At 59.7% G+C, this 25,346-nt stretch carries 24 protein-coding genes; 13 read left to right on the plus strand and 11 right to left on the minus strand.

Annotated elements, in window-relative coordinates; genetic code table 11:
• Window positions 1-3 precede the first annotated feature (3 nt).
• From IEI94_RS01405 to IEI94_RS01420, 4 genes are read left to right on the plus strand one after another with little or no spacing between them, the layout of a single operon-like run.
• On the plus strand, window positions 4-1,296 hold the full coding sequence (locus IEI94_RS01405; RefSeq protein ID WP_191164827.1) for a DUF3100 domain-containing protein: 1,293 nt from the start codon (window positions 4-6) through the stop codon (window positions 1,294-1,296).
• A gap of 11 nt (window positions 1,297-1,307) precedes the next feature.
• Window positions 1,308-2,495 (plus strand): M20 aminoacylase family protein, encoded by a 1,188-nt coding sequence (locus IEI94_RS01410; protein WP_191164829.1) that lies wholly within the window; start codon window positions 1,308-1,310, stop codon window positions 2,493-2,495.
• Window positions 2,496-2,508: 13 nt separating this feature from the next.
• Complete coding sequence (locus tag IEI94_RS01415; protein WP_224749858.1) at window positions 2,509-3,417, plus strand: NAD(P)-dependent oxidoreductase; 909 nt, start codon at window positions 2,509-2,511, stop codon at window positions 3,415-3,417.
• Window positions 3,414-4,964 carry an aldehyde dehydrogenase family protein gene (locus IEI94_RS01420; protein WP_191164831.1) on the plus strand — a complete coding sequence of 517 codons (1,551 nt, stop codon included), beginning with the start codon at window positions 3,414-3,416 and terminating at the stop codon, window positions 4,962-4,964. The genes IEI94_RS01415 and IEI94_RS01420 overlap by 4 nt, the downstream gene beginning before the upstream one ends.
• Window positions 4,965-4,973: 9 nt before the next feature.
• On the opposite strand, the gene IEI94_RS01425 is transcribed toward IEI94_RS01420, so the two are convergent.
• Complete coding sequence (locus IEI94_RS01425; protein ID WP_191164833.1) at window positions 4,974-5,906, minus strand: LysR family transcriptional regulator; 933 nt, start codon at window positions 5,904-5,906, stop codon at window positions 4,974-4,976.
• Window positions 5,907-6,189: 283 nt separating this feature from the next.
• Window positions 6,190-6,921, minus strand: a complete 732-nt coding sequence (locus IEI94_RS01430; RefSeq protein WP_224749859.1) for a FadR/GntR family transcriptional regulator — start codon at window positions 6,919-6,921, stop codon at window positions 6,190-6,192.
• Between the two features lie 176 nt (window positions 6,922-7,097).
• Between IEI94_RS01430 and IEI94_RS01435 the strand changes: the two genes are divergently transcribed.
• From IEI94_RS01435 to IEI94_RS01465, 7 genes are all read left to right on the plus strand, one after another.
• Entirely contained in the window at window positions 7,098-8,105 is a 1,008-nt protein-coding gene (locus IEI94_RS01435; protein WP_191164835.1) for an asparaginase, read from the plus strand.
• 63 nt (window positions 8,106-8,168) lie between these two features.
• Complete coding sequence (locus tag IEI94_RS01440) at window positions 8,169-9,170, plus strand: TRAP transporter substrate-binding protein (RefSeq protein ID WP_191164837.1); 1,002 nt, start codon at window positions 8,169-8,171, stop codon at window positions 9,168-9,170.
• A 65-nt stretch (window positions 9,171-9,235) separates the two neighbouring features.
• Window positions 9,236-9,757, plus strand: coding sequence for a TRAP transporter small permease (locus tag IEI94_RS01445; protein ID WP_191164839.1), 522 nt, complete (start codon window positions 9,236-9,238; stop codon window positions 9,755-9,757).
• A gap of 15 nt (window positions 9,758-9,772) precedes the next feature.
• On the plus strand, window positions 9,773-11,047 hold the full coding sequence (locus IEI94_RS01450; RefSeq protein WP_191164841.1) for a TRAP transporter large permease: 1,275 nt from the start codon (window positions 9,773-9,775) through the stop codon (window positions 11,045-11,047).
• Between the two features lie 25 nt (window positions 11,048-11,072).
• Window positions 11,073-12,329 (plus strand): M20 family metallo-hydrolase, encoded by a 1,257-nt coding sequence (locus tag IEI94_RS01455; RefSeq protein ID WP_191164843.1) that lies wholly within the window; start codon window positions 11,073-11,075, stop codon window positions 12,327-12,329.
• Between the two features lie 47 nt (window positions 12,330-12,376).
• Complete coding sequence (locus IEI94_RS01460; RefSeq protein ID WP_191164845.1) at window positions 12,377-12,838, plus strand: RidA family protein; 462 nt, start codon at window positions 12,377-12,379, stop codon at window positions 12,836-12,838.
• 17 nt (window positions 12,839-12,855) lie between these two features.
• Window positions 12,856-14,259, plus strand: coding sequence for an amidase (locus IEI94_RS01465; RefSeq protein WP_191164847.1), 1,404 nt, complete (start codon window positions 12,856-12,858; stop codon window positions 14,257-14,259).
• 246 nt (window positions 14,260-14,505) lie between these two features.
• On the opposite strand, the gene IEI94_RS01470 is transcribed toward IEI94_RS01465, so the two are convergent.
• The 4 genes from IEI94_RS01470 to IEI94_RS22510 form a co-directional block, all read right to left on the minus strand.
• Complete coding sequence (locus IEI94_RS01470) at window positions 14,506-14,904, minus strand: type II toxin-antitoxin system VapC family toxin (protein ID WP_191164849.1); 399 nt, start codon at window positions 14,902-14,904, stop codon at window positions 14,506-14,508.
• The gene (locus IEI94_RS01475; RefSeq protein WP_191164851.1) at window positions 14,904-15,155 is read right to left on the minus strand and encodes a type II toxin-antitoxin system prevent-host-death family antitoxin; all 252 of its coding nucleotides are present in this window, start codon (window positions 15,153-15,155) and stop codon (window positions 14,904-14,906) included. The genes IEI94_RS01470 and IEI94_RS01475 overlap by 1 nt, the downstream gene beginning before the upstream one ends.
• Before the next feature lie 183 nt (window positions 15,156-15,338).
• Entirely contained in the window at window positions 15,339-16,463 is a 1,125-nt protein-coding gene (locus tag IEI94_RS01480) for a GGDEF domain-containing protein (RefSeq protein WP_318153337.1), read from the minus strand.
• Window positions 16,463-16,957 carry a hypothetical protein gene (locus tag IEI94_RS22510; RefSeq protein ID WP_224749860.1) on the minus strand — a complete coding sequence of 165 codons (495 nt, stop codon included), beginning with the start codon at window positions 16,955-16,957 and terminating at the stop codon, window positions 16,463-16,465. Before IEI94_RS22510 ends, IEI94_RS01480 begins: the two co-directional genes overlap by 1 nt.
• A gap of 374 nt (window positions 16,958-17,331) precedes the next feature.
• Here IEI94_RS22510 and IEI94_RS01490 point away from each other — a divergent pair, with 374 nt between their 5' ends.
• On the plus strand, window positions 17,332-18,828 hold the full coding sequence (locus tag IEI94_RS01490) for a GGDEF domain-containing protein (RefSeq protein WP_191164852.1): 1,497 nt from the start codon (window positions 17,332-17,334) through the stop codon (window positions 18,826-18,828).
• Between the two features lie 732 nt (window positions 18,829-19,560).
• Here IEI94_RS01490 and IEI94_RS01495 read toward each other — a convergent pair.
• The 5 genes from IEI94_RS01495 to IEI94_RS01515 are packed head-to-tail and all read right to left on the minus strand — an operon-like array spanning window position 19,561 to window position 24,928.
• Window positions 19,561-20,040: a VOC family protein gene (locus IEI94_RS01495; protein WP_191164853.1), complete on the minus strand. Its 480-nt coding sequence runs from the start codon at window positions 20,038-20,040 to the stop codon at window positions 19,561-19,563.
• A 24-nt stretch (window positions 20,041-20,064) separates the two neighbouring features.
• A complete protein-coding gene (locus IEI94_RS01500; protein ID WP_191164855.1) occupies window positions 20,065-21,558 on the minus strand; it encodes a GMC oxidoreductase in 1,494 nt (497 codons plus the stop codon).
• Window positions 21,559-21,572: 14 nt separating this feature from the next.
• The gene (locus tag IEI94_RS01505; protein WP_191164857.1) at window positions 21,573-22,676 is read right to left on the minus strand and encodes a sulfotransferase domain-containing protein; all 1,104 of its coding nucleotides are present in this window, start codon (window positions 22,674-22,676) and stop codon (window positions 21,573-21,575) included.
• Between the two features lie 12 nt (window positions 22,677-22,688).
• Entirely contained in the window at window positions 22,689-23,678 is a 990-nt protein-coding gene (locus IEI94_RS01510) for a hypothetical protein (RefSeq protein ID WP_191164859.1), read from the minus strand.
• Complete coding sequence (locus IEI94_RS01515) at window positions 23,675-24,928, minus strand: radical SAM protein (protein ID WP_191164861.1); 1,254 nt, start codon at window positions 24,926-24,928, stop codon at window positions 23,675-23,677. The genes IEI94_RS01510 and IEI94_RS01515 overlap by 4 nt, the downstream gene beginning before the upstream one ends.
• Window positions 24,929-25,019: 91 nt before the next feature.
• On the opposite strand from IEI94_RS01515, the gene IEI94_RS01520 reads away from it, so the two are divergent.
• Complete coding sequence (locus tag IEI94_RS01520; RefSeq protein ID WP_191164863.1) at window positions 25,020-25,334, plus strand: hypothetical protein; 315 nt, start codon at window positions 25,020-25,022, stop codon at window positions 25,332-25,334.
• The last annotated feature ends 12 nt before the right edge of the window (window positions 25,335-25,346 follow it).

Below are 25,346 nucleotides of genomic sequence, written 5' to 3' on the forward strand. Positions count from 1 at the left end.
CCCATGCCTCTCTCGACGCTACTCGACTGGCGCTTGCATGCGCTGGTCATACTCGTTTCGCTACTCTCCGAATTCATCGGCATTCAGCAGATCCCCATGGGGCCCGGCTCCCTGCTGCTGCTGCCGCTGTTCTACGCCTTCATTCTCGGGGTACTGCTCAACCCCAACGTCACACGCACCGCGGCCAAGGTCTTTCCTCAGCGGATCAGCGAGGCCGCCGGCCCGCTGATCCTGCTCTCGATCATGCCGTTCATCGCCCGCTTCGGCACCACCATCGGTCCCGCCATCGAGGACCTCGTCGATGCCGGTCCGGCGCTGATTCTCCAGGAACTGGGTAATCTCGGCACCATGCTGATCGCCCTGCCGGTGGCGGTACTGGTATTCAAGATGGGCCGCGAGTCGATCGGCGCCACCTACTCCATCGCCCGCGAGCCCAACATCGCGGTGATCTCCGACAAGTACGGCCTCAAGGGGCCGGAAGGCATCGGCGTGATGGGCACCTATGTCGTCGGCACCATGTTCGGCACCCTGTGGTTCGCCCTGATGGCAGGCTACCTGACCTCGCTGGACATTCTCGATCCGCGCGCACTTGCCATGGCCTGCGGCGTCGGCAGCGGCAGCATGGTCGCCGCCTGCTCCGCGGCCATCGCCGGCACGCTGCCCGAGATGCGCGATGAACTGCTCGCCTTCTCCGGCGCCAGCAACCTGATGACCTACGCCACCGGGCTCTACTTGACGCTGTTCGTGGCTCTGCCCATCGCCGAAAAGCTCTACACCCTGCTCAGCGGCAAGCGCAAGGCCAAGCCGGTTGGCGCCCAGGTCACCGCCACTGACGACAGCGACATCCCCGCCGAGCCGCGCCCCGAGCAGAACCTCGGCAAGACCGCCATCGTCATGGCCGCCGCCTGCGGCGTTGCCTGGGTCGCCAACACCATCAACGGTGCCGGCCTGATCGAGGCCCTGCCAGGCATGCTGATCCTCTACGTCATGACCATGATCGGTCTCACCGTCACCCGTTTCGCGCCCTTCTATCTGCCCGGCGTGGCCTGGGTCTCGCTGGTCAGCATTCTGTTCACCCTGCCCTGGGCACCCGGCAATGCCTGGCTGGTCGAACAGCTCAGTGCGGTGAACTTCCTCGCCATCGTCACCCCGGTCTTGGCCTACGCCGGCCTGGCGCTGACCACCCGCGAGCTGAAGATGTTCCGCCAGGCCGGCTGGAAGCTGGTGATCCTGGCGCTGCTGGTCTTTACCGGCACCTTCGTCTCGTCCGCTCTGATCGCCAACCTGCTGCTGTGAAGGGGTGAATCATGAACATAAGCGCCAACGCGATCCCCAGGATCGATGACGAGACGCTGCGCGAGTGGCGTCATGACTTCCACCAGCACCCGGAGACCGCCTTCGAGGAGCATCGCACCAGCCGCAGGATCGCCGAAATCCTGCGCGGGGCCGGGCTCGACATCGTCACCGGCCTCGGCGGCGGCACCGGCATCGTTGCCAGCCTCGATGGCCGCCTCGGCGAAGGCCCCAGCATCGGCCTGCGCGCCGATATCGACGCCCTGGATGTGCCCGAGGCCACCGGCCTCGCCTACGCCTCCCAGACTCCCGGTAAAATGCATGCGTGTGGCCATGACGGCCACACCACCATGCTGCTGGGCGCCGCCTGCCAGCTGGCTCGCGCGCCGGAGTTCGCTGGTCGGGTGCACTTCATCTTCCAGCCCGCCGAGGAGAGCGAAGGCGGTGGCCGCGTGATGGTCGAGGAAGGGCTCTTCGAACGCTTTCCCATGCAGGCCGTCTACGGCGTCCACAACTGGCCCGGGCTCCCCGTCGGCGAGGCCGCGGTACACGACAGGGCGGTGATGGCCGCCTTCGACGTCTTCACGCTGACGTTAACAGGCGATGGCTGCCACGCCGCCATGCCGCATCTGGGCAGCGACGTGATCCTCGCCGCCTCGCAGCTGGTCACCCAGCTGCAGGGCCTGATCAGCCGCGAAACCCCGGCGCATCAGACGGCGGTGCTCAGCGTTACCCAGATCCACGCTGGCGACGCCTTCAACGTCATCCCCGAGACGCTTGAACTGCGCGGCACCCTGCGCTGCTTCGACGAGCCGCTGCGCGAGCATCTCGCGCAGCGTTTCCAGCACGCCGTGGATGCTCTGGCCCAGTTCCATGGATTGACGGCGCACCTCGACTACCAGCCGCGCTACCCGGCGACCTTCAACACCCCGGAGCACGCCCAGCGCTGCGCCGAGGTGCTCGAGGCCATGCCGCAGGTTGCCCGCGTCCACCGCGACCTGCCCCCTAGCATGGCCTCGGAGGACTTCGCCTTTATGCTCCAGGAGCGCCCCGGGGCCTATATCTGGCTCGGCAACGGCGAACACAGCGCCGCCCTGCACAACCCCCACTACGACTTCAACGACGCCCTGGCGCCCATCGGCGTGGCGTACTGGACCCAGCTCGTTCAGACGCTGCTATCCCGCCAATCCGACGCTCGTTGATCTGGAGGTCACCTTGATCACCACCGTTACCGTTATTGGCCTCGGCAATATGGGCCGCGGCATGGCCCTGACCCTGCACAAGGCCGGCTTCCGGGTCCAGGGCAGCGATATCGACCCCCAGGCGCGCGCCCGCCTCGCCGCCGACGGCATCGACACCGCCGCCCCGGACGCCCTCGCGCCGAGCGACGCCTACCTGCTGTCGCTGCCCACCTCACAGCACGTCGGCGACGTCCTCGAACGCTCCCCCGGCCTGGTGCAACAGGCCACCCGGGGCAGCCTGATCATCGACACCTCCACCAGCGATCCGGTGGAGTCCCGCCAGCTCGCCGTCAAGGTGATCGCCGCCGGCCTGGCGTGGCTCGACGCCCCGGTCAGCGGCGGCCCCGGAGGCGCCCACAGCGGGCAGCTCGGCATGCTGGTGGGCGGTGAACCCGCCACGCTGGAGCGCGCCAGGCCGCTCCTCGAGGCAATGACCAAGAGCATCACCCACGTCGGCGAGGCCGGCAGCGGCCACGTGGTCAAGCTCGCCAACAACTACCTGTGCGCCGCCCACCTGCTGACCACCGCCGAAGCCGTGGCCATGGCGCAGCGTGCCGGGGTCGACCCCGCCGCCTGTCTCCAGGGCCTCAACAGCGGCTCGGGTCGCAGCGCCGTCAGCGAGGTCAATTTCCCGCGCTGGATTCTCGACGCGAGTTTCGACTCCGGCTTCAGCATGGGCCTGATGCGCAAGGACCTGCGCCTTGCCCACCAGACCGCCCAGCGGCTAGGCCTCGATGACGGGCTGCTCGAACGGGTTCGCGACGCCTGGCACGACGAAGCGCTATCGCTGGACGATGGCGACGACTTCAATCGCATCACCCTGCATCTGCTGGAAGCGGCCAAGCAGTATGTTGCCGACCGGCACAAGGAGGACCGCGCATGAATACCCTGACACAACAGGCATGCGACCGCCTGCGCCTGCTGCTCGACGCCTACGGGCTCGACCCTCAGCAGCCCAGTGCCAACTGGGTGCAAGGCCGGTTCGTCGCCGGCAGCGGCGAGACCATCACCCTGCAGGACCCGGTCACCAACCTGCCGCTGCTGCACTACCAGGACGCTGGCGAGGCCCTCGTCGAGCAGGCCATCGAGGCCGCCCACAGCGCTCAGCAGGAGTGGATGGCGCTCAGCGCCAGCGAACGCGGCCGGCGCATGCAGGCCGCCTCCCGCGGCCTTGAGGGCCACGAAGAGCCATTGGCCAGGCTCGAGAGCCTGATCGCCGGCAAACCGATTCGCGACTGCCGCGGCGAAGTCGACAAGGTTCGCGAGATGTTCGAGTACTACGCCGGCTGGTGCGACAAGCAGCACGGCGAGGTGATCGACGTGCCCAGCACTCACCTCAACTACGTGCAGCGCGTGCCCTATGGCGTGGTTGGCCAGATCACGCCCTGGAACGCCCCCCTGTTCACCTGCGGCTGGCAGCTCGCCCCGGCGCTGGCCGCCGGCAATGCTGCGGTGCTCAAGCCGTCGGAGCTGACCCCGCTGACGTCCGCCGTGCTGGCCATGCTGCTGGAACACAGCGGTCGACTGCCACCGGGGTTGATCAACATCGTCAACGGCCTCGGCCATACCACCGGCAGCGCCCTCACCACCCATCCCCAGGTCGCCAAGCTGGTCTTCGTCGGCTCCCCCGAGACCGGCCGCCTGATTGCCGAAGCGGGCGCCCGGCGGCTGGTACCCAGCGTGCTGGAGCTGGGCGGCAAGTCGGCCAATATCGTGTTTGCCGATGCCCCGCTGGACGATGCGGTGGCCGGCGCCCAGGCGGCAATTTTCGCCGCTGCCGGCCAGAGCTGCGTGGCCGGCTCGCGGCTGCTACTGCAGCAAGATATCGCGGAGACCTTCTGCCAGCGCCTGGCCGCTGCTGCGGCCACCATCGAGGTCGGCCTGCCGGGTGAAGAGGCCACCCGCATGGGCCCGCTGCAGAACGCCGCCCAGTATCAGCGCGTGCGCCAGCTTATCGACGCCGCCGTGACCGAAGGCGCCGAACTGCTGACCGGCGGCACACGCCCGGCGGGCCTGCCGGACGACGCCGCCCAGGGCAACTTCCTCGCCCCCACCATCCTCACCAAGGTGCGCCCCGACATGGCCATCGCCAGCGAGGAAGTGTTCGGCCCGGTGCTGGTGGTGATGACCTTCGAGGACGAGGCCGACGCCATCGAGCTGGCCAACGGCACTGCGTTCGGCCTCGCCGGCGCGGTGTGGAGCCAGGACACCGGCAAGGCGCTACGCGTCGCCCACCAGCTGCGTGCCGGCACGGTGTGGGTCAACGGCTACAAGAGCATCAACGTGATGTCGCCCTTCGGCGGTTTCGGCGACAGCGGCTACGGCCGCTCCAGCGGCCTCGACGGCCTGCGCGAATACACCACCACCCGCAGCGTCTGGGTGGAAACCGCGCCGAAAGCTAGTGCCGCCATGGGCTACGGCAGCCGCTAGCGCGGCAGACTAGCGCTTGTTGGTGGGCGGGACATCGCAGCGAAAGGCACTCATCCAGTGCTGCAGATGGCGCAGCAGCTGCAGCCCCGCCCGCGGCATGCGCCGGCCGATACGGGTCACCATATGGGCGTTGGCTTCACTGAAGCGGCGCCCCACCACATCCCGCGCCACCAGGGTGCCCTCTTCCAGCTCCCTGGCCGCGGCAAAGCGCGGCAACAGCGTCACGCTCAGCGATGCCCGCGCCGAGTGCTTGAGTACCTCCAGCGAGCCGGTCTGGATCCCCACCACCGGGCGGTGGCCCGCCTCACGAAACGCCGCATCGACCAGCGCCCGAACGCCGTGCCCAGGATGCCACAGCGCCATGGGATAGGCCGCCAGCTGCTCGATGGTGAGCGGCGCCCTATCGCTTGCCAGCGCATGGCAGGGCGACATCAGCAGCACCAGCGGCTGGCGCGTGGAGCACCAGAAGCGCAGATGCGGATGCACCTGCTCGTGGTACATCAAGCCGATATGCGCCTCATCGTTGACCACCGACTCGATGATCTCCTTGGTGCTGCCGGTGTCCACCTCCAGACGCACGCCGCGGTGCGCCTCGGTGAACTCGCGCAGCGGATGGTCGATCACATCGCCCACGAAACCCTCGCCGATGCACAGGGTGATCTGTCCGGTCTCCAGCCGCTGATAGGCATCCAGCGCATCGCTGAACTCGCGGTCGAGCAGAGTGCGCCGCTGGCAGTAGTCGAGCAGCATCTCCCCCACCGGCGTGGCCCGCACGCCGTCACGACGCCGTTCCAGCAAGGTGGCATCCAGCGCCGTCTCCAGCAGGCCGATCTGCCGACTTACCGCCGACGCGGCGATATCCAGCCGCGACGCCGCGGCACGAATCGACCCGGTCTCCACCGTCAACTGGAAGTAGATCAAGCGCTGGTGAGGAATTTCCATAAATAGCTCAATTGAAAAGTCGTAGCGACGTCATTCGCGATTTGTGGGGCGGTTTCAACCGCGATCTGTGGGAGCGACTTCAGTCGCGATGCAGCGCGCAGCGCTGCCAGGCTAGCCACCCCCAGCGCGAATAAATTCGCTCCTACGTTTGCCAAGGGCACCACGCCCATTGTGGGAGCGGTTTCAACCGCGATTGCAGCGCGCAGCGCTGCCCGGAAATCCCATCGCGAATAAATTCGCTCCTACGTTTGCCAGGGGCGCCATTCGCGATGCCACTTACCCACTAATCCACATAGGTGAGATTGGTTTCCCAGCTCTCGCTGCTGACCTGAATGGCCGCCTGCACGCCCGCGGCATCGCCCGCCTCAAAGGCCGCATAGATCGCCTTGTGATCCTTCAACGCCACCTCGGGCAGGGTCTGCATCGAGGTCTCGAGGGCGGCCTCGATCAGCTGGATCAGCGTCTCCCCCACCCGAATGGTCATGGGGTTGTGGGTCGCGTTCAGGATCGCCCGATGGAAGGCCCCATCGTGGTGGGCGGTCTGCTCCCCATTGTTGATGGCGGCCTCCATATCCTTGATCGCCTGGCGGATACGCGCGTGATCCTCCGGCGTCGCGTTGTGCATGGCCTGGAGGGTATAGGCCGGCTCGAACATCAGGCGAAACTCCATCACGTCGCGGGTCATTCCCCTGGCGAGAATCATCCCGAAGGCCATCGGGTCGACGATCGGGTCACCCGGCTCGCGACGAATCATGGTGCCCTGCCCGCGGCGCACCTCCACCACCCCGATCGCCTGCAGCATCTTGATCGCCTCGCGCACGCTCGACTTGCCGATGCCCAGGCTGTGCGTGAGCTCGCTCTCCGACGGGAGGTAGTCACCTGGCTTGAGTTCCCCACGAATCAAGGCCGTCTTGATCCGCTCAAGAATCTGCATGGCGACGGAACTGCGCTCGATGGATCCGCCAAAGGAGTCACTCGAGAGGGGCCGCGTCGCGAGCCGGGGGGTCAGACTCATGTGTTTTCTCGCTGTTGTCAGTCGTACCGCATTTTATCAAACAAAACAGGTGGCTGGAGCCACAAAGAATAAGCTAATGCCAACACTACCTTGCAAGAGCGCCAGTTCGATGACTAGTATAGACCACATGACATCAGACATCAGATGTCTGCCATGTAAAGATATTGGGTATCATAATGACAACATCCAAGCTCGTGGTATTGACCACCGGCGGCACCATTGCCAGTGGACAGACTGACTCAGGGCGTCACCGCTCCGGGGCACTCGCGGGTGAGTCGCTCTTGTCTCAGGTCGCACTGCCGGAGGGGCTGACGGCGCAGATCGACGTACGCTCTGTTCTGCAAAAGCCCAGCAATGCCATTACGCTCGATGACTTGCTGCTGCTGCGAAAACAGTGCCTGGCGCTCGCCGAGTCGCCGGAGGTGGTGGGGATCGTCATTACCCACGGTACCGATACCCTCGAAGAAACCGCCTACTTCCTCGACATCACCCTACCCGGCCAGACCCCGGTGGTGATCACCGGGTCGCAGCGCGCCCCCCACGAGCCGGGCACCGATGCCTTTCGCAATATCGCCGATGCCATCCGGTTGGCGGCCTCGCCAGAGGCGCGGGGGCTAGGCACCCTGGTGCTGTTCAATCAGTCGCTGTTTGCTGCGCGCCAGGTGCGCAAGGTCAGCACTTTCCAACTGGAGGGTTTTGCCGCCCCGGAAACCGGGCCGCTCGGCTATATCGACGGTGCTCGCGTCCACCTGGCCGCCAGGCCGGTGCGGCCGCGTCCCACCAGCGCCCCCCTCACCGAGACACTGCCCCGCGTCGATATCCTCCCGGCATATCTCGGCGCCCCTCCCGACATGATCCAAGCGGCCATCGCCAACGGCAGCCGGGGCCTGGTCATCGACGCCCTGGGCCGCGGCCATGTGCCGCCGACCTGGCCCTCCCATATCGCCGCGGCCGTCGCCAACGGCACGCCGGTGGTGATTGTCAGCAACTGCCACAGGGGGCCGGTCGAAAGCGTCTATGAGTTTGCCGGCAGCCTCTGCGACCTGGAGAACGCAGGCGCCATCTCGCTGCAGGATCTCAGTGCTCGCAAGGCTCGCCTGGCACTCTCCGTCTTGCTCGCCTCATCTACACCGGGGCCCCTCGAGGCGAGCTTGAAAACCCTGACGTCCGCCAGCGCCGCGTGACGACTCCTCAGGGCCATCAGCCCCGTAGCAACGAACAAACCCAACGACCCGCAGAGGTACAACATGAATAACAAGCTTATCAAGACGTCCTTGGTTGCCGCCGTAGCAGCCGCCACCTTCGGCATCAGCCAGGCCAACGCCGCCGATTACACCTTTACCTTCGCCCACGTGCTGATCGAAGACACCCCCAATGGCCAGGCCGCGCTGCGCTTCAAGGAAGAGGTGGAAGAGAACTCCGACGGCCGCATCCAGATCGACGTACTGCCGGCGGCCCAGGTGGGTGGCGACGTCGAGATCATCGAGCAGATCCAGATGGGTCTGGTGGATATCGGGATCCCGCCGTCTGCCACGCTCGGCAACTTTGAAGAGCGTCTGCAGATTCTCGACCTGCCGTTCCTGATTCCCGACTACGACACCATGGTCGAGCTGCTGGACGGCGACGTAGGCCGCGAGATTCTCGATACCCTGAGTGATCACAACATGTACGGCGTGAACTTCTGGGGCGCCGGTTTCCGCCACATGACCAACAACGACCGCCCCATCGAGAGCCCGGAAGATCTCGAGGCCATCCGCATGCGTACCATGCAGGCCCCGATCATCATCTCCACCTACGAAAACTTCGATGCCAACGCCACCGCCATGGCCTTTACCGAGGTCTACAACGGCCTGCAGCAAGGCGTCGTGTCCGGTCAGGAAAACCCGCTGGCCAACATCTACACCATGCGCTTCCATGAGGTGCAGGACTACCTGTCGCTGACCAATCACGCTTACCACGCCTATGCCGCGGTAATGAACACCGATTCGTGGAACTCGCTGCCCGACGACCTCCAGGACGTCATGCGCGAGGCCTTCGACAACGGTCGCACCGCGTCTCGCCAACTGACCCTCGAGGATGAAGAGAACATCATGGCCTCGCTGGAGGGCGAGATCGAGATCAACGAGATCACCGCAGAGGCCCGCGAAGCCTTCGTCGCGGCCAGCCTGCCGGTGCATGAGGAGTATGAAGACGTCGTGACCACCGACCTGCTCCACAAGGTCTATGACGTGGTCGGCATCGAGTACTGAGACAACCCGGGCGCCCTCGCGGCGCCCGCCCTCAATCACGCGTTTCTCTACGAAATGGCCTAACCATGTTCGCAACGCTCAACAAGATTCTCGATCACGTGGAAGGCGTGGCGATGGTGGTGTTCATGTCGATTGCCACCGTGCTTACCTCCCTCCAGGTGATCTATCGCTACGGCTTCAACAGCTCGCTGTTCTGGGTGGAAGAAGTCGTCATCTACTCCATCATCTGCATGAGTTTCGTCGGTGCCAGCATGGGTGTGCGTCATGGCGTGCACATCTCGGTCGACGTGCTCAATGCCTTCGTGTCCCCGGCCGTCAACCGCTGGCTGCATATCACCGCCGCGGTGTTGGGCATCATCTTTGCCGGCTTCATGGTCTATTACGGATTTCAGCTCTTCTTCAACACCTTGGGAAGAGGCCAGAGAACGGCCGCGCTGCGTCTGCCCATGGCCTGGTTCTACCTGCCGATTGCCATCTCCGGATTGCTGCTGGTAGTCCGCTACCTATGGCTCATCCATGAAGCCTGGACCAAACCCCCGGTCAGCCTCGCTGAAGAGCTTGCCGCCGGAAAAGACAAGCTCGTCTGACGCCTGGAGTTCGTTATGATTACGGCACTTCTGCCTATCTTCTTCGCGGTGCTGCTACTGGGGCTGCCGATCTTCGCCGCCCTGGCATTCGCGGTCTTTCTTGCCATTCAGTTCTTCGGCACCACCGATCCGGTCATCGTGCCCATGCGCATGTTCACCGGGATGAACAACTTCTCGCTGATGGCGATCCCGTTCTTTATCCTCGCCGCCGAGCTGATGCGCATTGGGGGCCTCTCCGGCAGGCTGATCGAACTCGCCAAAGCGCTGGTGGGCTGGGTCCCTGGCGGGCTGGCGGCCGCCACCGTGCTCTCCTGCCTGCTGTTCGGCGCCATTTCAGGCTCCAGTCCGGCCACCGTGGTGGCGATCGGCTCGATCATGTTTCCCGCCCTGGTCGCCGCCGGCTACGACAAGCGCTTCGCCATCGGCCTGATTGCCACCGCCGGCACCCTGGGGCCCATCGTGCCGCCCAGCATCGCGCTGATCATCTACGGCTCGGTCACCGGCACCTCGGTGGGCCGGCTGTTCGCCGCGGGGCTGATCCCCGCCATCCTGATCGCCTCGCTGCTGATCGCCTACTGCATCGTCTACGCCTCGATCAAGGGCTACGCCCGCGCGCCCTTCCCTTCGTTGAAAGAGGTCATTGCAGCGTTCAAGTCCGCCGCCTGGGGCCTGGGGCTGCCGTTCATCCTCCTCGGCGGCATCTACAGCGGCCTGTTCACGCCGACCGAATCCGCCGCGGTGGCCTGCATGTACGGCCTCTTCGTCGGCATGGTGATCTATCGCACCATCGGCTGGCGCGACCTGCTCGGCACGCTGCGCAGCTCGGGCCTCACCTCGGCGACCCTGCTGCTGATCACCGCCGGCGCCTCGGCGTTCTCCTGGCTGCTGGCGATCACCGGCACCCCCACCCAGTTGGCCAACCAGGTCCTGTCGCTCACCGAAGACCCGATCATGGTCATGGCACTGTTCAACGTGGTCATGATCGTAGCCGGGTTCTTCCTCGACAGCGCCTCGGCGATCATTGTGCTCTCGCCTCTGCTCGAGCCGATTGCCGGCCGCGTTGGCGTCGACCCCGTGCACTTCGGCGTCATCACCCTGGTGAATTTCTCGGTGGGCATGATCACGCCGCCGGTCGGCCTGAACCTGTTCGTTGCCATGGCCATCTCGCGGATGTCCCTGGTGGAGGTCTTCAAGGCCTGCCTGCCGCTGATCCTGATGATGTTTATCGCCCTGCTGATCCTCACCTACGTGCCAGTGCTCAGCACCTGGGTACCATCGCTGATCTACTGAACGAGCTACCGAGGAGACGCAGACCATGAACACCCTCACATCACTCGCCGCAAGCATCGACGGCCAGCGCTTCTGGGATGACATGCTCGAGCAGGCCAAGATCGGCGCCTTGACACCCCGCGGCCTGCGTCGCCTGGCCCTGGACGATAACGACAATAAGGCCCGCTGCTGGCTGGTCGATCAGGGTCGCGCACTGGGCTGCGAGGCCTTCTACGACGCCATGGGCAACATCTTCCTGCGCCGCGAAGGTCAGGACCCCGACTTGCCGCCGCTGCTGATCGGCAGCCATCTCGACAGCCAGCCCAGCGCCGGCAGCTACGACGGCACCCTCGGCGTACTCGCCGGCCTGGCGGTGCTGCGTGCACTGCAGGCCAACGGCATCGCTCATCGGCGCCCGATTGAAGTCGTGTCATGGACCAACGAAGAGGGCGCGCGCTTCGCGCCCGGCGCGTCGGGGTCATCGTGGTTTGCCGGCCAGCGCGAGGCGGCCAGCATTCTCGCGGCCGAAGACGATGACGGCGTAAGCTTTGCCGATGCCCTGGCTCGCTGCCTGGAACGACTCGACGCCCATCAGGTGAACTATCGGCCCGATCCCTTCACCCCCTTCGCCTTTCTGGAGCTGCATATCGAACAGGGGCCGGTACTGGAATCGCTGGGGGTGCCAGCCTGCGCGGTGCAGGGCATTCAGGGCGTCAACTGGTACAGCGTGACGGTACAGGGCCAGGCCAATCACGCCGGCACCACGCCCGAACACGCGCGACGCGACGCCTTCACCGGCGCCCACGCGCTGATCACCGCGCTGCGCGAAGCGGTGGCCGAGCACGGCGAGTCGGTACGCTTCACCATCGGCAAGTTCGCCCTCGAGCCCAATGCCACCAACACCATTCCCCAGCGAGCGACGTTCTCCATCGACCTGCGTCACCCCAGTGCCGCGGTGCTGGCAGCGCTGGATGAGACCTTCCAACGCCTCGGCGCCAAGCAGTGGTCCGGGTGCACGGTAGAGTTGAAGGCCAGCTCGAGGGTCCCGCCGGTGGAGTTCGATAGCCAGCTGGTCGAGATGCTCAATGCCAGCGTCAAGGCCTACGCCCCTGACGCGCCGCAGCTGGTGTCCGGCGCCTTCCACGATGCCATCCACCTGGCGCATCGCTGCCCTACCGCGATGCTGTTCATGCCGTGCCGCGACGGCATCAGCCATCATCCCGATGAGCATATCGAGCGCGACGATGCCGAGATCGCCGTGCGCGCCCTGGCCGACACCGCGGGCACCCTGCTCGGCCGTTGATACTTTCATTACCCACTACTCTATTACCCACCACCAGGAGAGCTACCATGCACCTCGCCGATGCCCTGGCCGAACGCGGCCTTAGCCTGCCCCCCATCCCCGACCCCCGCGGCGCCTTCCGGCCCTGGTCGCGGCTCGACAACCAGCTGTTCCTGGCCGGTCAGATCTGTGAGCTGCATGGCGACGTCCTCTACCCCGGCAAGGTAGGCGCCGAGTTCGACCTGGAAACCGGCAAGCTCGCTGCCCAGGCCTGCGCGCTGAATCTTCTCGCCGCCCTGCATGATGCCGTGGATGGCGATATGAGCCGCGTGGTGCGCTGTGTCAGGATGAACGGTTTCGTCAATGTCGCCCCCGGCTTTCACGACGTGCCGCTGGTGATCAACGGCGCCTCGGAGCTTTTCATCGAGCTGTTCGGCGACGCCAGCCGCCATGCTCGCACCGCCATCGGCGTGGCCACCCTGCCGGGTAACGCCGCCGTCGAAGTGGAATCGATCTTCGAAATTCGCTAATCGCCAGGAGCCACCCCATGACCACAGCACCGCTCCAACAGCCGCTACGCGCCCTGCACCGGGCGCTGCGCGACGGCAGCGTCAGCGCCGTTGACCTCGCCGACAGCGCCATGCAGGCCTACCGCAGCCGCGGCGAGCACGACCACGCCTACAAGACCTGGAACGGCGACGCCGCCCTGGCCTTCGCCCGGGCCACCGATGCCCTCCTCCAGCAAGGCGGCGACGCCGGCGCGCTGATGGGCCTTCCCGTCTCGATCAAGGATATCTACGCCGTGCCCGCGCTGCCCACCTTTGCCGGCTCGTCGCGTCGGCTTCCCGCCGAGTGGGAAACTCCTGGGCCGGTGGTCAGCACCCTGCTCAACCAGCTGCCGGTGGTCATGGGCAAGAGCCACACCGTCGAGTTCGCCTTCGGCGGACTGGGCACCAATGCCCACCACGGCGCCCCGCGCAACCCCTGGGATCCCGTTGATCATCGCACCCCAGGCGGCTCGAGCTCAGGTGCCGGCGTCTCCCTGGCCAGCGGCACCGCGGGCCTGGCCTTCGGCACCGACACCGCCGGTTCGGTGCGCGTGCCGGCCAGCATGACCGGTGTGGCCGGTCTCAAGACCACCGTGGGCCGCTGGTCCACCGCCCAGATCGTGCCGCTCTCGACTACCCTGGACACTCCGGGGCTGCTGGCCCGCCGCGTGGATGACCTGGCGTTTGCCTTCGACGCCCTCGACTCCGGCCTGAGCCCCGCGCCCGGCGCCGTGCCCGCCACGCCGGACCTGGCCGACCTGACCTTCGGCGTGCCGGAGCACTTCTTCTGGGACGACTGCAGCCCCGGCATCGCAGAAGCGGTAGCTCAAGCCATCAAGCAGCTCGAAGCCGCCGGCGCGCGCATCGTCACCCTGGAGCTTCCGAAAACCGACGACGCCTTTACGCTGTTCCAGCAGGGCGGCGTCGCCGCCGCCGAGCTCGCCGCCTTCCTGCACACCTCGCTGCCGGACGCCATCGAGGCACTCGACCCCAATGTCGCCGCGCGCATCGCCGCCGCCGACGGCATGCCCGGCTGGGAGTACGTGCGCCGCCGCCAGGTGATCGACGACCTCTCTCGCGCCGCGGCCGAGCGCCTCGGCCAGGTGGATGCCATCCTGACCCCCACCGTGGCCATCACCCCGCCTACGCTGGAGAGCCTGGAACCCGAGGGCGCATACCCCAAGGCCAACATGAAGGCGCTGCGCAACACCGTCATGGCCAACTTCATGGGCCTCTGCGCCCTCACCCTGCCGGTCGGCCGCGACGCCGCCAACATGCCCGTAGGCCTGCAAGTCATGGCCGGCCCCTGGCAGGACGCCAGACTCCTCGCCATCGGCCAGGCAATTGAAAAGCAGCTAGGCAACAGCCTCGATATACTCGGCCAGGTGCCTGACCCAAGGTAGGAGGGACTTCTAATGTGGGAGCGAATGTAACTGAAGTCACTCCCACATTTACCAACGGCGCCACTCCCCTAGTGTGGGAGCGAATTTATTCGCGATGGGGTTGATCTAACCGGCAGCGCTACGCGCTGCATCGCGGTTGAAACCGCTCCCACAGGGACGATGGCGCCAAGGCCACTGTGGGAGGGACGATGGCGCCAAGGCCAATGTGGGAGCGAATTTATTCGCGATTGCAGCGCGCAGCGCTGCCTAACCACCTCCCTCGTTGCGAATCGGGCGGAAGACCTCGATCTCCAGGCCATCGATGTGTCGATAATGGCGATCGTTGGCGGTTAGCAGCGGCAATCCCAGCTCCATCGCAGTGGCGGCAATCAACGCGTCGGCCATCTGCATACTGTGGCTGAGTGCATAGCTCTCGACTAGAAAAGCGGCACGCGCCGACATTCCCTCATCTAGATGAACCAGCTCAGCCTCCCAATAGCGCATTGCCTGGCGTAACTGATGAAGCTCCTGCTTGTTGCGCAGCCCCTGAACCAGTTCCATGTAGCTGACGGCGGAGATCGCGAAACCTACCATCTCATCCAGCTTTTCCGCCGCAGTGCTATTGCCCCGCAAGTTCCAGATCAGCACATCGGTATCGACCAACATTACGGATCGGCTCGGAGGTTACGCGGTGCGCGAAGCCGGCGAACATTGTCATCAACGTCCATCTCCTCCCGGTCAGCCCAGAGTCCAAAGGCAGGGTTACGTGTAGTGCGCACGTCAAGTTGATTGTCCTCCAGCCCTATCAACCGCGCGCAGGGCTTGCCGCGATAGGTAATTTCGACGACTTCGCCGCGCTGCGTGGCCGCCAGCAACGCCCGAGCCCGAAGGCGAAGATCTTTTACAGTAGCGTGCATCTAGTAGTCCTCCTCATCGCAGTAAAGTCTCGAACCGCGAGTCGACGGGATTATGGTTACACTTTAAAGTGTAACGTAGCACAAGAGAAATCCAAGCGCTGCCGGGCCAAGCCACCCAACCCCATCATGACTGAAATCACTCCCACGCTCGCTCACGGAGCCATTCCCAATGCAAGAACGACATCAGTCGCGAAGCAGCACCTGGCCAGTGCCGGCCACCTGCCAGCCATTACGCCCCCCAGCCTTGACCTGATAAAGCGCCTGGTCTGCTGCGCTATAGGCAGCGGCAAAGGCCTCATGCCCGGCGGTAAACTGGACCCCGCCCACACTCAAGGTGACATGCTCATTGGCGGGATGCCCGGGATGGGGCAGCGCCGCTCGACGCACCTCCTCCACCACCGAGGCACAGGCCTGCTCCAGGGTCTCGATGTCATCACAGGGCAGCAGCGCGGCAAACTCATCGCCGCCCATGCGGTAGAGCCGCGCGCTGCCTCCCAGGGCCTGGTCAATCAGTGCAACCAGTTCGCGCAGCACCCGGTCACCGTCGGGATGGCCCAGGGCATCGTTGTACTGCTTGAAGTAATCGATATCGATCAGCAGCAGCCCCACCGAACGACCAGGCTCGACCATGACATCGTCATGCAGCGCGCTGCGGTTGCCGACGCCAGTGAGCGGATCACGCAAGGCCTGAGCCATCCAGCGCAGGCTCTCCCGGGTGGCACGATCCGCCACCCGGTGCTTGAACATATGCATCCCCCAGAACAGCAGCCCCAGCAGATAGATCACCAGGCTCCCTATCAGTACCAGGGCCTGGTGGCGGCGCGTCTCTTCCACGAAGCGATTGGTCACCTCGCCGCGGCGGTCGAGCTGGTCCATTTCGATCTCGGTCAGGCAGCGGATCGGCTGCAGCAGGTCCTGGCTAAGCAGCGCTGGCGGCGGCACCACATCACGGCCAAGCATGTCATGCAGACCATCCAGCCGCTGCAGGCTCGGCACCGTGCAGGCGTACTCGTTCCGATAGAGACCGATATCGAACAGGCTATAGCCTAGCTCGATCCGTAAGCGGGCCTGCTGTATGGCGTCAGGTTCTTCTTCCTCCAGCAGGATGCCCAGCCCCTCCTCCAGGTAGCGGCGAGAACGAGTGGCCAGCTGTTGGCCGGTCAAATTGCCGGACTGGCTGAAATAGGCGTGAATATCGGGATGCACCCAGCGCGTTTCATAAGCGATCAAGACCATCAGCGCCGTGAAGCTTATCAGGCTGAGCCACAGCCAACTCGGAGTGCGCCGCCTGCGAATGGGAGGGTTCACTACGGGGCCTCGATCCCACGAATCATCCAGATCCAATCATTGAAGTTGCGCAGGTTACCGGTGTCTCGGTTACCGTAGTCGCGCTCCACCAGTCGTACCGGGCCGCGCTCGCGCAGACTCAGCGGTTCACCGGCCTGATGCGTAACGAGAATCCAGTTGGGGTCATCCCACCCTCCCAGGGTCGCCTGGTAATCATCCCAGGTGGTAAAGGTCAACTCCTCGGGCACCTCGCCGAACTGCTCCTCGAGCAGATCGCGGAACACCAGCCCGGCCACCTCCACCTCTTCGGTCAGGTAGGGTTCGTAGAAGGTAAAACGCACATCGGCACGCTCGCGCAGCTCAGACACCGGTACCCGGATCTCCTCCTCGCCCTGCTGGAATACCACCACCTCGGGACTAGCCAGGGCGGTAACAGCCGGCCACAGCACAGCGGCAAGCAAAGTGGAACGGAACGGCACAAACAACAGGCAGCGCAACACACTAAGTGATGGCATGGAAGGAATCCCCTGCGTCGTTACAATGTTAGTTTTGATCAGCAGCGAGTCTAGCATGTCAGACGCTGGACAGAACTGATAACGCTGCCGCCACTCCCCACTGTGGGAGCGACTTCAGTCGCGATGCAGCGCGCAGCGCTGCCAGGCCAAGCCAACCCCATCGCGAATAAATTCGCTCCCACATTTATCGGTGCCGCAACCGCTTTCCTCATGACTACCCTGATGATCCTGAGAAGAATGCAGGACTGCTGCCCCCGCACCACTACCCGAATCGCCCCATTGCAGGCAGGAGTCCAACTGGATACGCTTCCACACCCAGCGAATGGCCTCCTGGAACTCAACGCAGAAGCAACTTGGCCATCAAGAACAGGTTAATGATGAAGCAGTTACGCGGCGACTCTGATGGTGCGACTCACGCCTATGCGGTGCCTAATGAGGTATCTGCCTCAAGAGACGCCTGGCGATGGCTGCTCATCGGGGGGCTCTTACTCACCCTGCTCTATGTGGTGGTTCCTTACGGCCCCCTGGCCAGCGCAGTTTATATAGCCGCCACGCTGCTAGCAGCAGTCGCCGTCGCGCTTGCGGTGAAGCGGCGATCACAGCTGTTCCGCCCCACCGCGTGGCTGCTGATCGCGAGTGCGCTGGGGCTAGCCGCGAGCGGTCATGCCATCTGGTTCTGGTTGGATCTGCGTGGACTGGAACCCTTCCCATCAATTGCCGATGCCTTCTATCTCGCCATCTATCCGCTCTTCATGGCCGCGCTCTGGATGCTGGGACAGCGTAGCGGTCGTGACGACGGCGCCCTCAGCGACGCGCTCATTGTCGGTATCGCGGCGGCCGTTCCGGGATGGGCGCTGCTGATCGCACCGTACCTCGAGGCCCCCGACCTCACCTTGCTACAACTCTTTGTCTCGACGGCGTACCCCGTTGCGGACCTGATTCTATTGCCGCTGATCCTGAGACTTGTCTTCCTGCACCGCGCCAGAATCACGGCCCACCTTTTCCTGCTGTACGGCATGCTGGCCTATCTCGCCGCGGACATGCTTTATGCGCACGGCAACTCCGCCGGCTGGTACGAGCCTGGCGGGATAACGGATGGCCTGTGGCTAGTGGCCTATGCCTTGATCGTGACCGCGATATGGCACCCGTCAGCGTCGGTCGAGCCGTGTCCCCCTATCTCCAGCGCCGAGTTGTCGAGCCAACGCCTCATCGTGCTTGGCGCGGCCTCCATGATGGCCCCGGCGGTGATTCTCCTGACGGCCGGCGTCGATGTTGAGGTCGTGCGCGTAGCCGCCATCTGCTCAACCCTGCTGTTCCTGTTGGTCATGCATCGCATGGCGGGACTGATGCGAAAAACCAACCGTCAGGCCCATGAGCTGGAAAAGCTCTCGCGCACGGACCCGTTGACCGGTGCTGCCAATCGCAGGCATCTCGGCGACGAGCTGGAACGAGAGATGTCCCGTGCACAGCGGTCCGGCTCCCCCTTGACGCTGGCTTTCATGGATCTGGACTACTTCAAGCGTTTCAATGACACCTATGGGCACGCCGCAGGCGATATCCTGCTCAATGAGCTGGTAGGCGCATGGCGTCCTATCCTGCGTCCAGCGGATCTGCTGGCCCGCATCGGCGGAGAGGAGTTCGTGGTGCTGCTGCCCGATACCAATATTGATGAGGCCCGTCAGGTAGTGGAGCGTATGCGACAACGCACCCCTCGCGAGCAGACCTGTTCAGCCGGTATCGCCGAGTTCAGGCCTGGCGACACGGCCGAGGCGTTCCTGGCCCGCGCCGATCAAGCCATGTACGCGGCCAAGCATGGCGGTCGAGACCGGGTAGCCTTCGCTGCCGCACCATCCCAACCCCATCGCGAATAAATTCGCTCCTACATTTGCAAAGGCGCCACTCCCCAGAGGTGTGTTCACTAGACGGATAAAAAGAAGAACCAAATATCTGACGCAATATCAGCTAGCTTGTCAGTGGGAGGTGAAACAGGCGGCTACCATATCGACTCTCTCGCCTGCCAACAACGATTTACGGCCATGCCAAACCTTCGAACCGTGACCTAACATAAGTATTCCGCGCATAGTTTTAATACTGCAAAACAGGTTTCCCGGGCGCCCATCGTTATCTTGATAGATATCAAAGTAAAGACCTGAATCAGGCCTCCCTGGCGCTGGAGACTCAGCGACGAGATACACTAGCGCAGTAATTTCGCAACCGCTGGCATCGTCTCGGTGGACAGCTATATAATCGCCCTCGCGATAATAAGTGTAACAGCTGCTATGGGGGTTAAGTAAGTATGCTTGGCCAAATGCTGAGAACAATAGGCTCCTCATCGGCTCACCAGAGAGAAAACTTATTCCAACCGGGCCGAGTCTTGACAAGCGTGAGCTGTACGCCAAAACCTCACCACCAGTGACAGCCTGGGCCCTCTCAAACTGCCTTGCCGATTCTTCGCATAACGCCGCGAGATGGGTCTCGGAAATGGCAGCTTGAATCTTCGCGAAGCCGGCCGAGAGCAACTTTGTGCGCAGTATTTCCTGATCTTCCTCGGAAAGCATCATTCTCAAGTCTCTCTTAGCAAGGAACATGGTTACTCGGTATTGTCAAAGGGCAAGGCTCGCGTATGATTCTTTATTAATATCCGAGTCATAAAAAGGCCGCGTCTGACAAGAAAGCTCTAACTGAATACCATTCGGATCACTAAAAAATATTGAACTGGCATGTCCTAGATCGATAATTGAAGAAACATCTACAGAATGCGCTTCGAGTTTTTCCCGCCACGATTCCAACTCGCCTATATCATTTACACGAAAGGAAAAATGATACATACCTCCGGGCAGCCCCAGAGCACCGTTTATACCTGCATCGTAGTTGCTAGCGATCCCCTCAATATCTTTTGGCTCCATAAAAACGATATACTGCGCCCCACCAACATCAAAATAGACTTGCCTTAGAGCCCCACCCTCATTAATACGAGTTAATTCGTCCAAAACACGCTTGAACTCTAAAATATTTGTATAGAAATATATCGTACCTTCCATATCATGGGTAGAAACACCGACATGTGAATATCCGTTAATCATCGTCATTACTCCCTAGCATGTTAATTAATTTTTATACTTATTGCCTTGGCGGTTTAGGAAAGTTAGTTTTTCTTCACAGCCATTTGGCGTATAAAGTGCTTTTCCTGAGTTGAGTTTGACGCGCAAGTAATCTGCTAAGCGGTAGACGAGAGACATAAGCGTAAACGTAGGGTTAGCCCAGCTAACGGTAGGAAAAACGCTGCCTCCTGCTATATATAAATTACTGAGACCATGTACGCAACAATTAGAATCAACCACTCCCTCATCAGGTGATATAGCCATGCGGGTGGTGCCTAACTGGTGATTAGAGTAGAGAGGTGACAAGTTGTTAAAAAGAGAGTTATGTATGGAATTAGACATACGACCCAAGCCATTCCTCACTAGCTCGGCACCAATCTCTTGCGCTGTACTCTTAAAACTTACTCGATCTAGGTCGTTCAGCCTCCAATTGAGCTGTAAGCGCCGCATGCCGAGTGAATCTTCTTGCTTAGACAATGATACACGAGAATCAGGATTAGGCGCTTGCTCCATAAACAATCCAGCGAATGGCGTTTCGGAACCATCCATGCCCGGGGTTCTATATAAATGTAACCTTGCATTCGTAACACTTAGTGCTTCCTGCGCTACGGCAGAAAGCCCTAGGCATGATAAATACTGGCTTCCAGCGTCAAAATCCCCCCGTTCAGCCCAATGTGTGAATGCCTCAGGCTTCGTTAACGTTAAAGGTTTGATATGAAAGTGAGGGTGCTCCATGAAGAAGCGCCCTACAAGGTCATTATCATTCCCTACTCCGGCCTTGATCTGACTATCAGCATTGAGCAGTATACGTGGTGTTTCCAATCCTCCACACGCTAGAACCAAAATTTTAGGTATAATAACTCCTTGCCGACCATTCATTGTGCGGAATATTAACCTAGTCACGTCACTATGCTCAGAGTCTAAATGTATATCCACCACGGTCGCGTTAGTAAAAGTAGTGATGTTAGGATTACAACAAAACTCCTTGAGCAACAGGTCTCCAAAACGAATAATCGGTGCACCGAAGCGCCAAACTGTCGGCGTGAATTTGTGATTATCAATAGGTAAAGAGATTTTATTTTTTCTAGCGATATCTCGGGCGTCGAAATTCACCCCCCCTAGATTGAGTAGCCCCGCCACCTTTGAATAGTACGTCTCAAGAACTTCCACGCCGAAAGGCCAACCGCTGTTGGCTACCCAAGAACGCTGAAGAAAGTCATGACGATCAAACTGGGCACAGTAGCCCGCCCATATAGATGAAGAGCCTCCAAAACCACGTGCACGAGTTTCAGAAAGAGGGTAGTCAAGTCCTATAGACTCCCCTTTTTGCAGGGTATCGACTTGTGGATCAGCTTTGATACCGCCACTCTCTATCAATATAATGGAGGCGTAATCGGACAACTCTCTCGCTAAAATCAACCCGGCCGGACCTGCGCCGACAATAGCCACATCCGCCGAGCGTTCAAGTGCGACCTCAGAGTTACGGGCATCTAAAATCATAAAATGCTCGTCCTCTACTGATCATACCGAAGCCGTTGTTGATAGACCGAGAATCTTCTTTGAATATCCTCTGCCACCAGTGGTGGCAACTCCGACTCCCAGGAACCAGCAGCACCTTTCCTCAGGTGTCCAGATTTAACAAGATCAGGAATATACCCATGATGTTCTGATAAGGTAAGCTGCATCCTGTGAAAGGCAAAGCTATTGGCCACCTCATCGATCATATCCTCTGTGACTCTTATCTTCCAGTAATTCATGACCTTTTTTAACCAATAAGGCGTATCATTGATTAAATCTTCATAACGTACAACCGGAAAACTATTATAAGTGACTAAATCTATCCAACGCTCCAGGTCACCGAAGGCATAACGACTACTTCCATTTAAAAAACCAATCATGTGATCAAAATAGAATTCAGTTATATCTGTGTAGCGTGGTTCCGCAAAGCCATTGCGCAGATCACAGCGCGCAAGATCATGGTACCAGGAAACCACCACATCACGTAGATCGCGCACCAAGACCACGGCACCGTGAACATTGGGTTTTTTCACGTCCATCCCAATATCCATAACGTGTGATAATTTTATTTGTTGTCTTGCCTTTACTCCTAACAGTCGTTCCAACATGGCTATCATCCAAACCGTACCGGACTTTGGCATGCTGTTGACGACAAATAGTTTGTGCCGTGGTATCTGGTGTACAGATATCGGCTTGGAAGTATAGCGGTGAAAAGCGAGGCTTTCGTCGAGAAGCTCAGGATAATTTGGACCAATATGATAGGGAGCAGCAATCAGGTTAAATCGGTGAGCGAGATCCACCTTTTCTAAGATAGCCTGACCATCATAAATATTATTGAAACCACCGGCAAAAAGCTCACTGACCGCCTCATTAAAACAACGTCCCGCCACTAACACTATATCCACGGGTGATAATATTTTAAGAAAATTCTTAAAACCAATGACGGCAATATTTGGCAACTGATATTTCTCACCTTCAGCAAGGTCCGGATAATCGACGAATGCAGAAACATCGGCTGGAGAGATTTCACCCTCTCTCGACAGCCATTCCACTATCTTGCATGCTTCACTGCGCGATGCCAGAATGTAGATTCCAGACATGGCCGGATACTCCTATCGCATCTTTGACAGTCCGGCCGGAAGGCCCGCCCCAAGCTCTTTCAACAACCAGTTCCAATGCCGTACGCTACAGAACCCGGGCGAAGTAGCAATTACACAGCGTTGAAGACGTGACTGCAGAGGTTTAATGGCCGTAAAAAAGCGCGACAATTTAACCTTGGCCATCCGCCGCATTTCACACTGGCTTGCTATCGCGTTTGTGCCGATATTTCCATTGAAATCGTTAATAAAATAATCCAGATCGATATGTAATATCACTTTTCCTTCCGGAATGTCTTTAAGTAATGACTCAGGGTCATCTCCCGCGCGATAAGTGCCATCGCCATTACGAATATTCGTGGATACTTTTTGCAGAGAGGCAAACTGGTAATTTGTAACCTCAGGGTAAGAGCATGGTGCGCGAACAATCTGGCTAGGTTGGCTGCTATCCTCTGGTAAATTATTCAAGTGACGCACATGCACCTTACACCCGGCAAAATATAGTGGTGTTATGAAATCTCCAATACTCACACACCCTGATTTTATGGCTTCCACCCAGTCATGTGATCGCTTGGGATTAAAAAGGCGACCGGTGGCCAAGTTGAACACCCCATCAGGAGTCCATGTCAAGAATGTCGGCATCATATCTGCATGGTCATCCAAATGAATCAAAATTAAATCTTTGTCGTTTTTAGCAAGCTCATCAGAAATAAAATACCCAGACCAACAATCCTCAAAACAGAGATCATACTTGTCTCTTCGTGAGCGATAGTCGAAACAACTTCCGAGATTAATCGTCAAATCAAACTCACTCAAGACTTCCGCCAAGTCTGGATCCGCCGCATGATAACTCGTATCAGGGCCTTCGATTCGAAAAGCATAATTTCCTTCATGCCACGTAAACTTTAGGCTTCGAACAATTTGCTTTAACCTAGCCCTAATGACTCTAGGCTCATTGTCATCCACAAAGCTTCGACTCAGTGGCAACTCGATAGGTGTTATCATGACTGAGACAAGTGCTCATTCATATGGTCCATCAGCGTATCGGCGAACGCCTTCACATGGACCTTGCATTCGGGCGTTTCAACGGCATCAAACCTTCCGTAACGACGGTACTTTATAAGATTGTATCCACCTGAACACAATTCGAAATAGTCACATTGGGATTCACAGGCACGGTGACTATACTCGAAATCTTTCTGAATTCTTCCAAGCTTTGCACTACTTGCTATTTCTTCCAGGCTATCAGTCAGTATATTACCTATTACCATCCCGCAGCCGTCACCGTAAAGATTCTTAAGATCCTTGCATTCGTCCACAGTTAAGCCTGCATAAAATGTAGTAACATCACCATTAATCTCAATGCTCAACGTTTTAAAAGGCCTGCACATGCTGCGCGCATCGTAGCCCGGCCTTTTATCAGAATCAACGAAAAGTCGATTGTAGAAAGTTGAAAAATTTCTAATTCTAGGAATTTTACAATCCCCCTTTTCATCGCAGTAGTCTAACAACGAGCGAAGAAAAAAAGCATAACTTTCAGTATACTCTTGTACCTTTTCCTCTACATCCCTGTCAATGAAAAACTCATCGTGGAGATTAAAGTGAAACTCTCGCACATATTCAACGAACGGTGAAAAAAACTCTATAAACTCTATAGGGTAGTGTAAACCTTCTGGTGATATCACGGCAGTTACATCGAACGGAATACCATTATCAACCAGCAACTGCATTCCGTGCTGGGTTCGATGATGTGTGGGCATACCTCGCCAAGTCTTACGGTGCTGATCATGGAGAAATTCTGGCCCATCACAGCTGATCCCAATGCTCAAATATTCGTGGTATTCCTTGAGAAGGTTGCACCACTCCTGGTTAATCAAAGTGCCGTTGGTCTGAATATCGAAGGTGATCTGGACATTTTTTCCTTGTGCTTCCCGAAGTTCAAGTATGCCATCCATCGCTGCTCGGTAGTATTCGGGCTTGAGTACTAATGGCTCTCCCGAATGCCAGCTAACTCGAACCTCGTCTCCAAGGTAATGGCTATGCAATAACTTTTCAAATATTGCAATTGTGGTTCCAATTGGCATTTTTGATTTGTTTTGTCGGCTGTCTTCCGAAAGATAACAGTAGTCACAGTTAAGGTTGCAAAAGCCAGTACCCTGTAGAACTACCATCTCTACGGGCCCCAAGAGTAGCTGTGCCGTCTCACTTTCTGATCCCATTACAACTACTCCTACGGCTTGAAAATGGCGGGCCATGCCCGCCTTCTGGCTATGAGCTAAATCAGCGAGCCTGTAACGACTGCCTTAACATCACGCAAGCCAAACACTCCAGGGGAATCACCTCCGCATGGCAGGCCCCCAAGACGCAGCACAGGTAGATTGCACCGATTCTGCTCCCGAGCTCGCAAGCGGCTTGTATTGGCTAAGTCGGCCTGCAGCGAAAGCTGCTTTCATGCCAGGAATAGCTTCAATCATTGGTTTTTCGGAATTATTATTACGCATCGCTCTTTCCCTCAAAGGAGTGGTTACTGTTATTCAAATCTTAAAGCGAGGCAGTTATTTATCCTCACATATAACCCTAGCGAAATGTATCGTCGTGTCAAACTGCTTTCCACTGAAATTCACCCCTTGGGATTTTCAGAAAAACCCTTTTAAAGCATAGACTTACCTAGAT

Source organism: Halomonas sp. ML-15 (genome assembly GCF_014779595.1).
GTDB lineage: Bacteria > Pseudomonadota > Gammaproteobacteria > Pseudomonadales > Halomonadaceae > Franzmannia.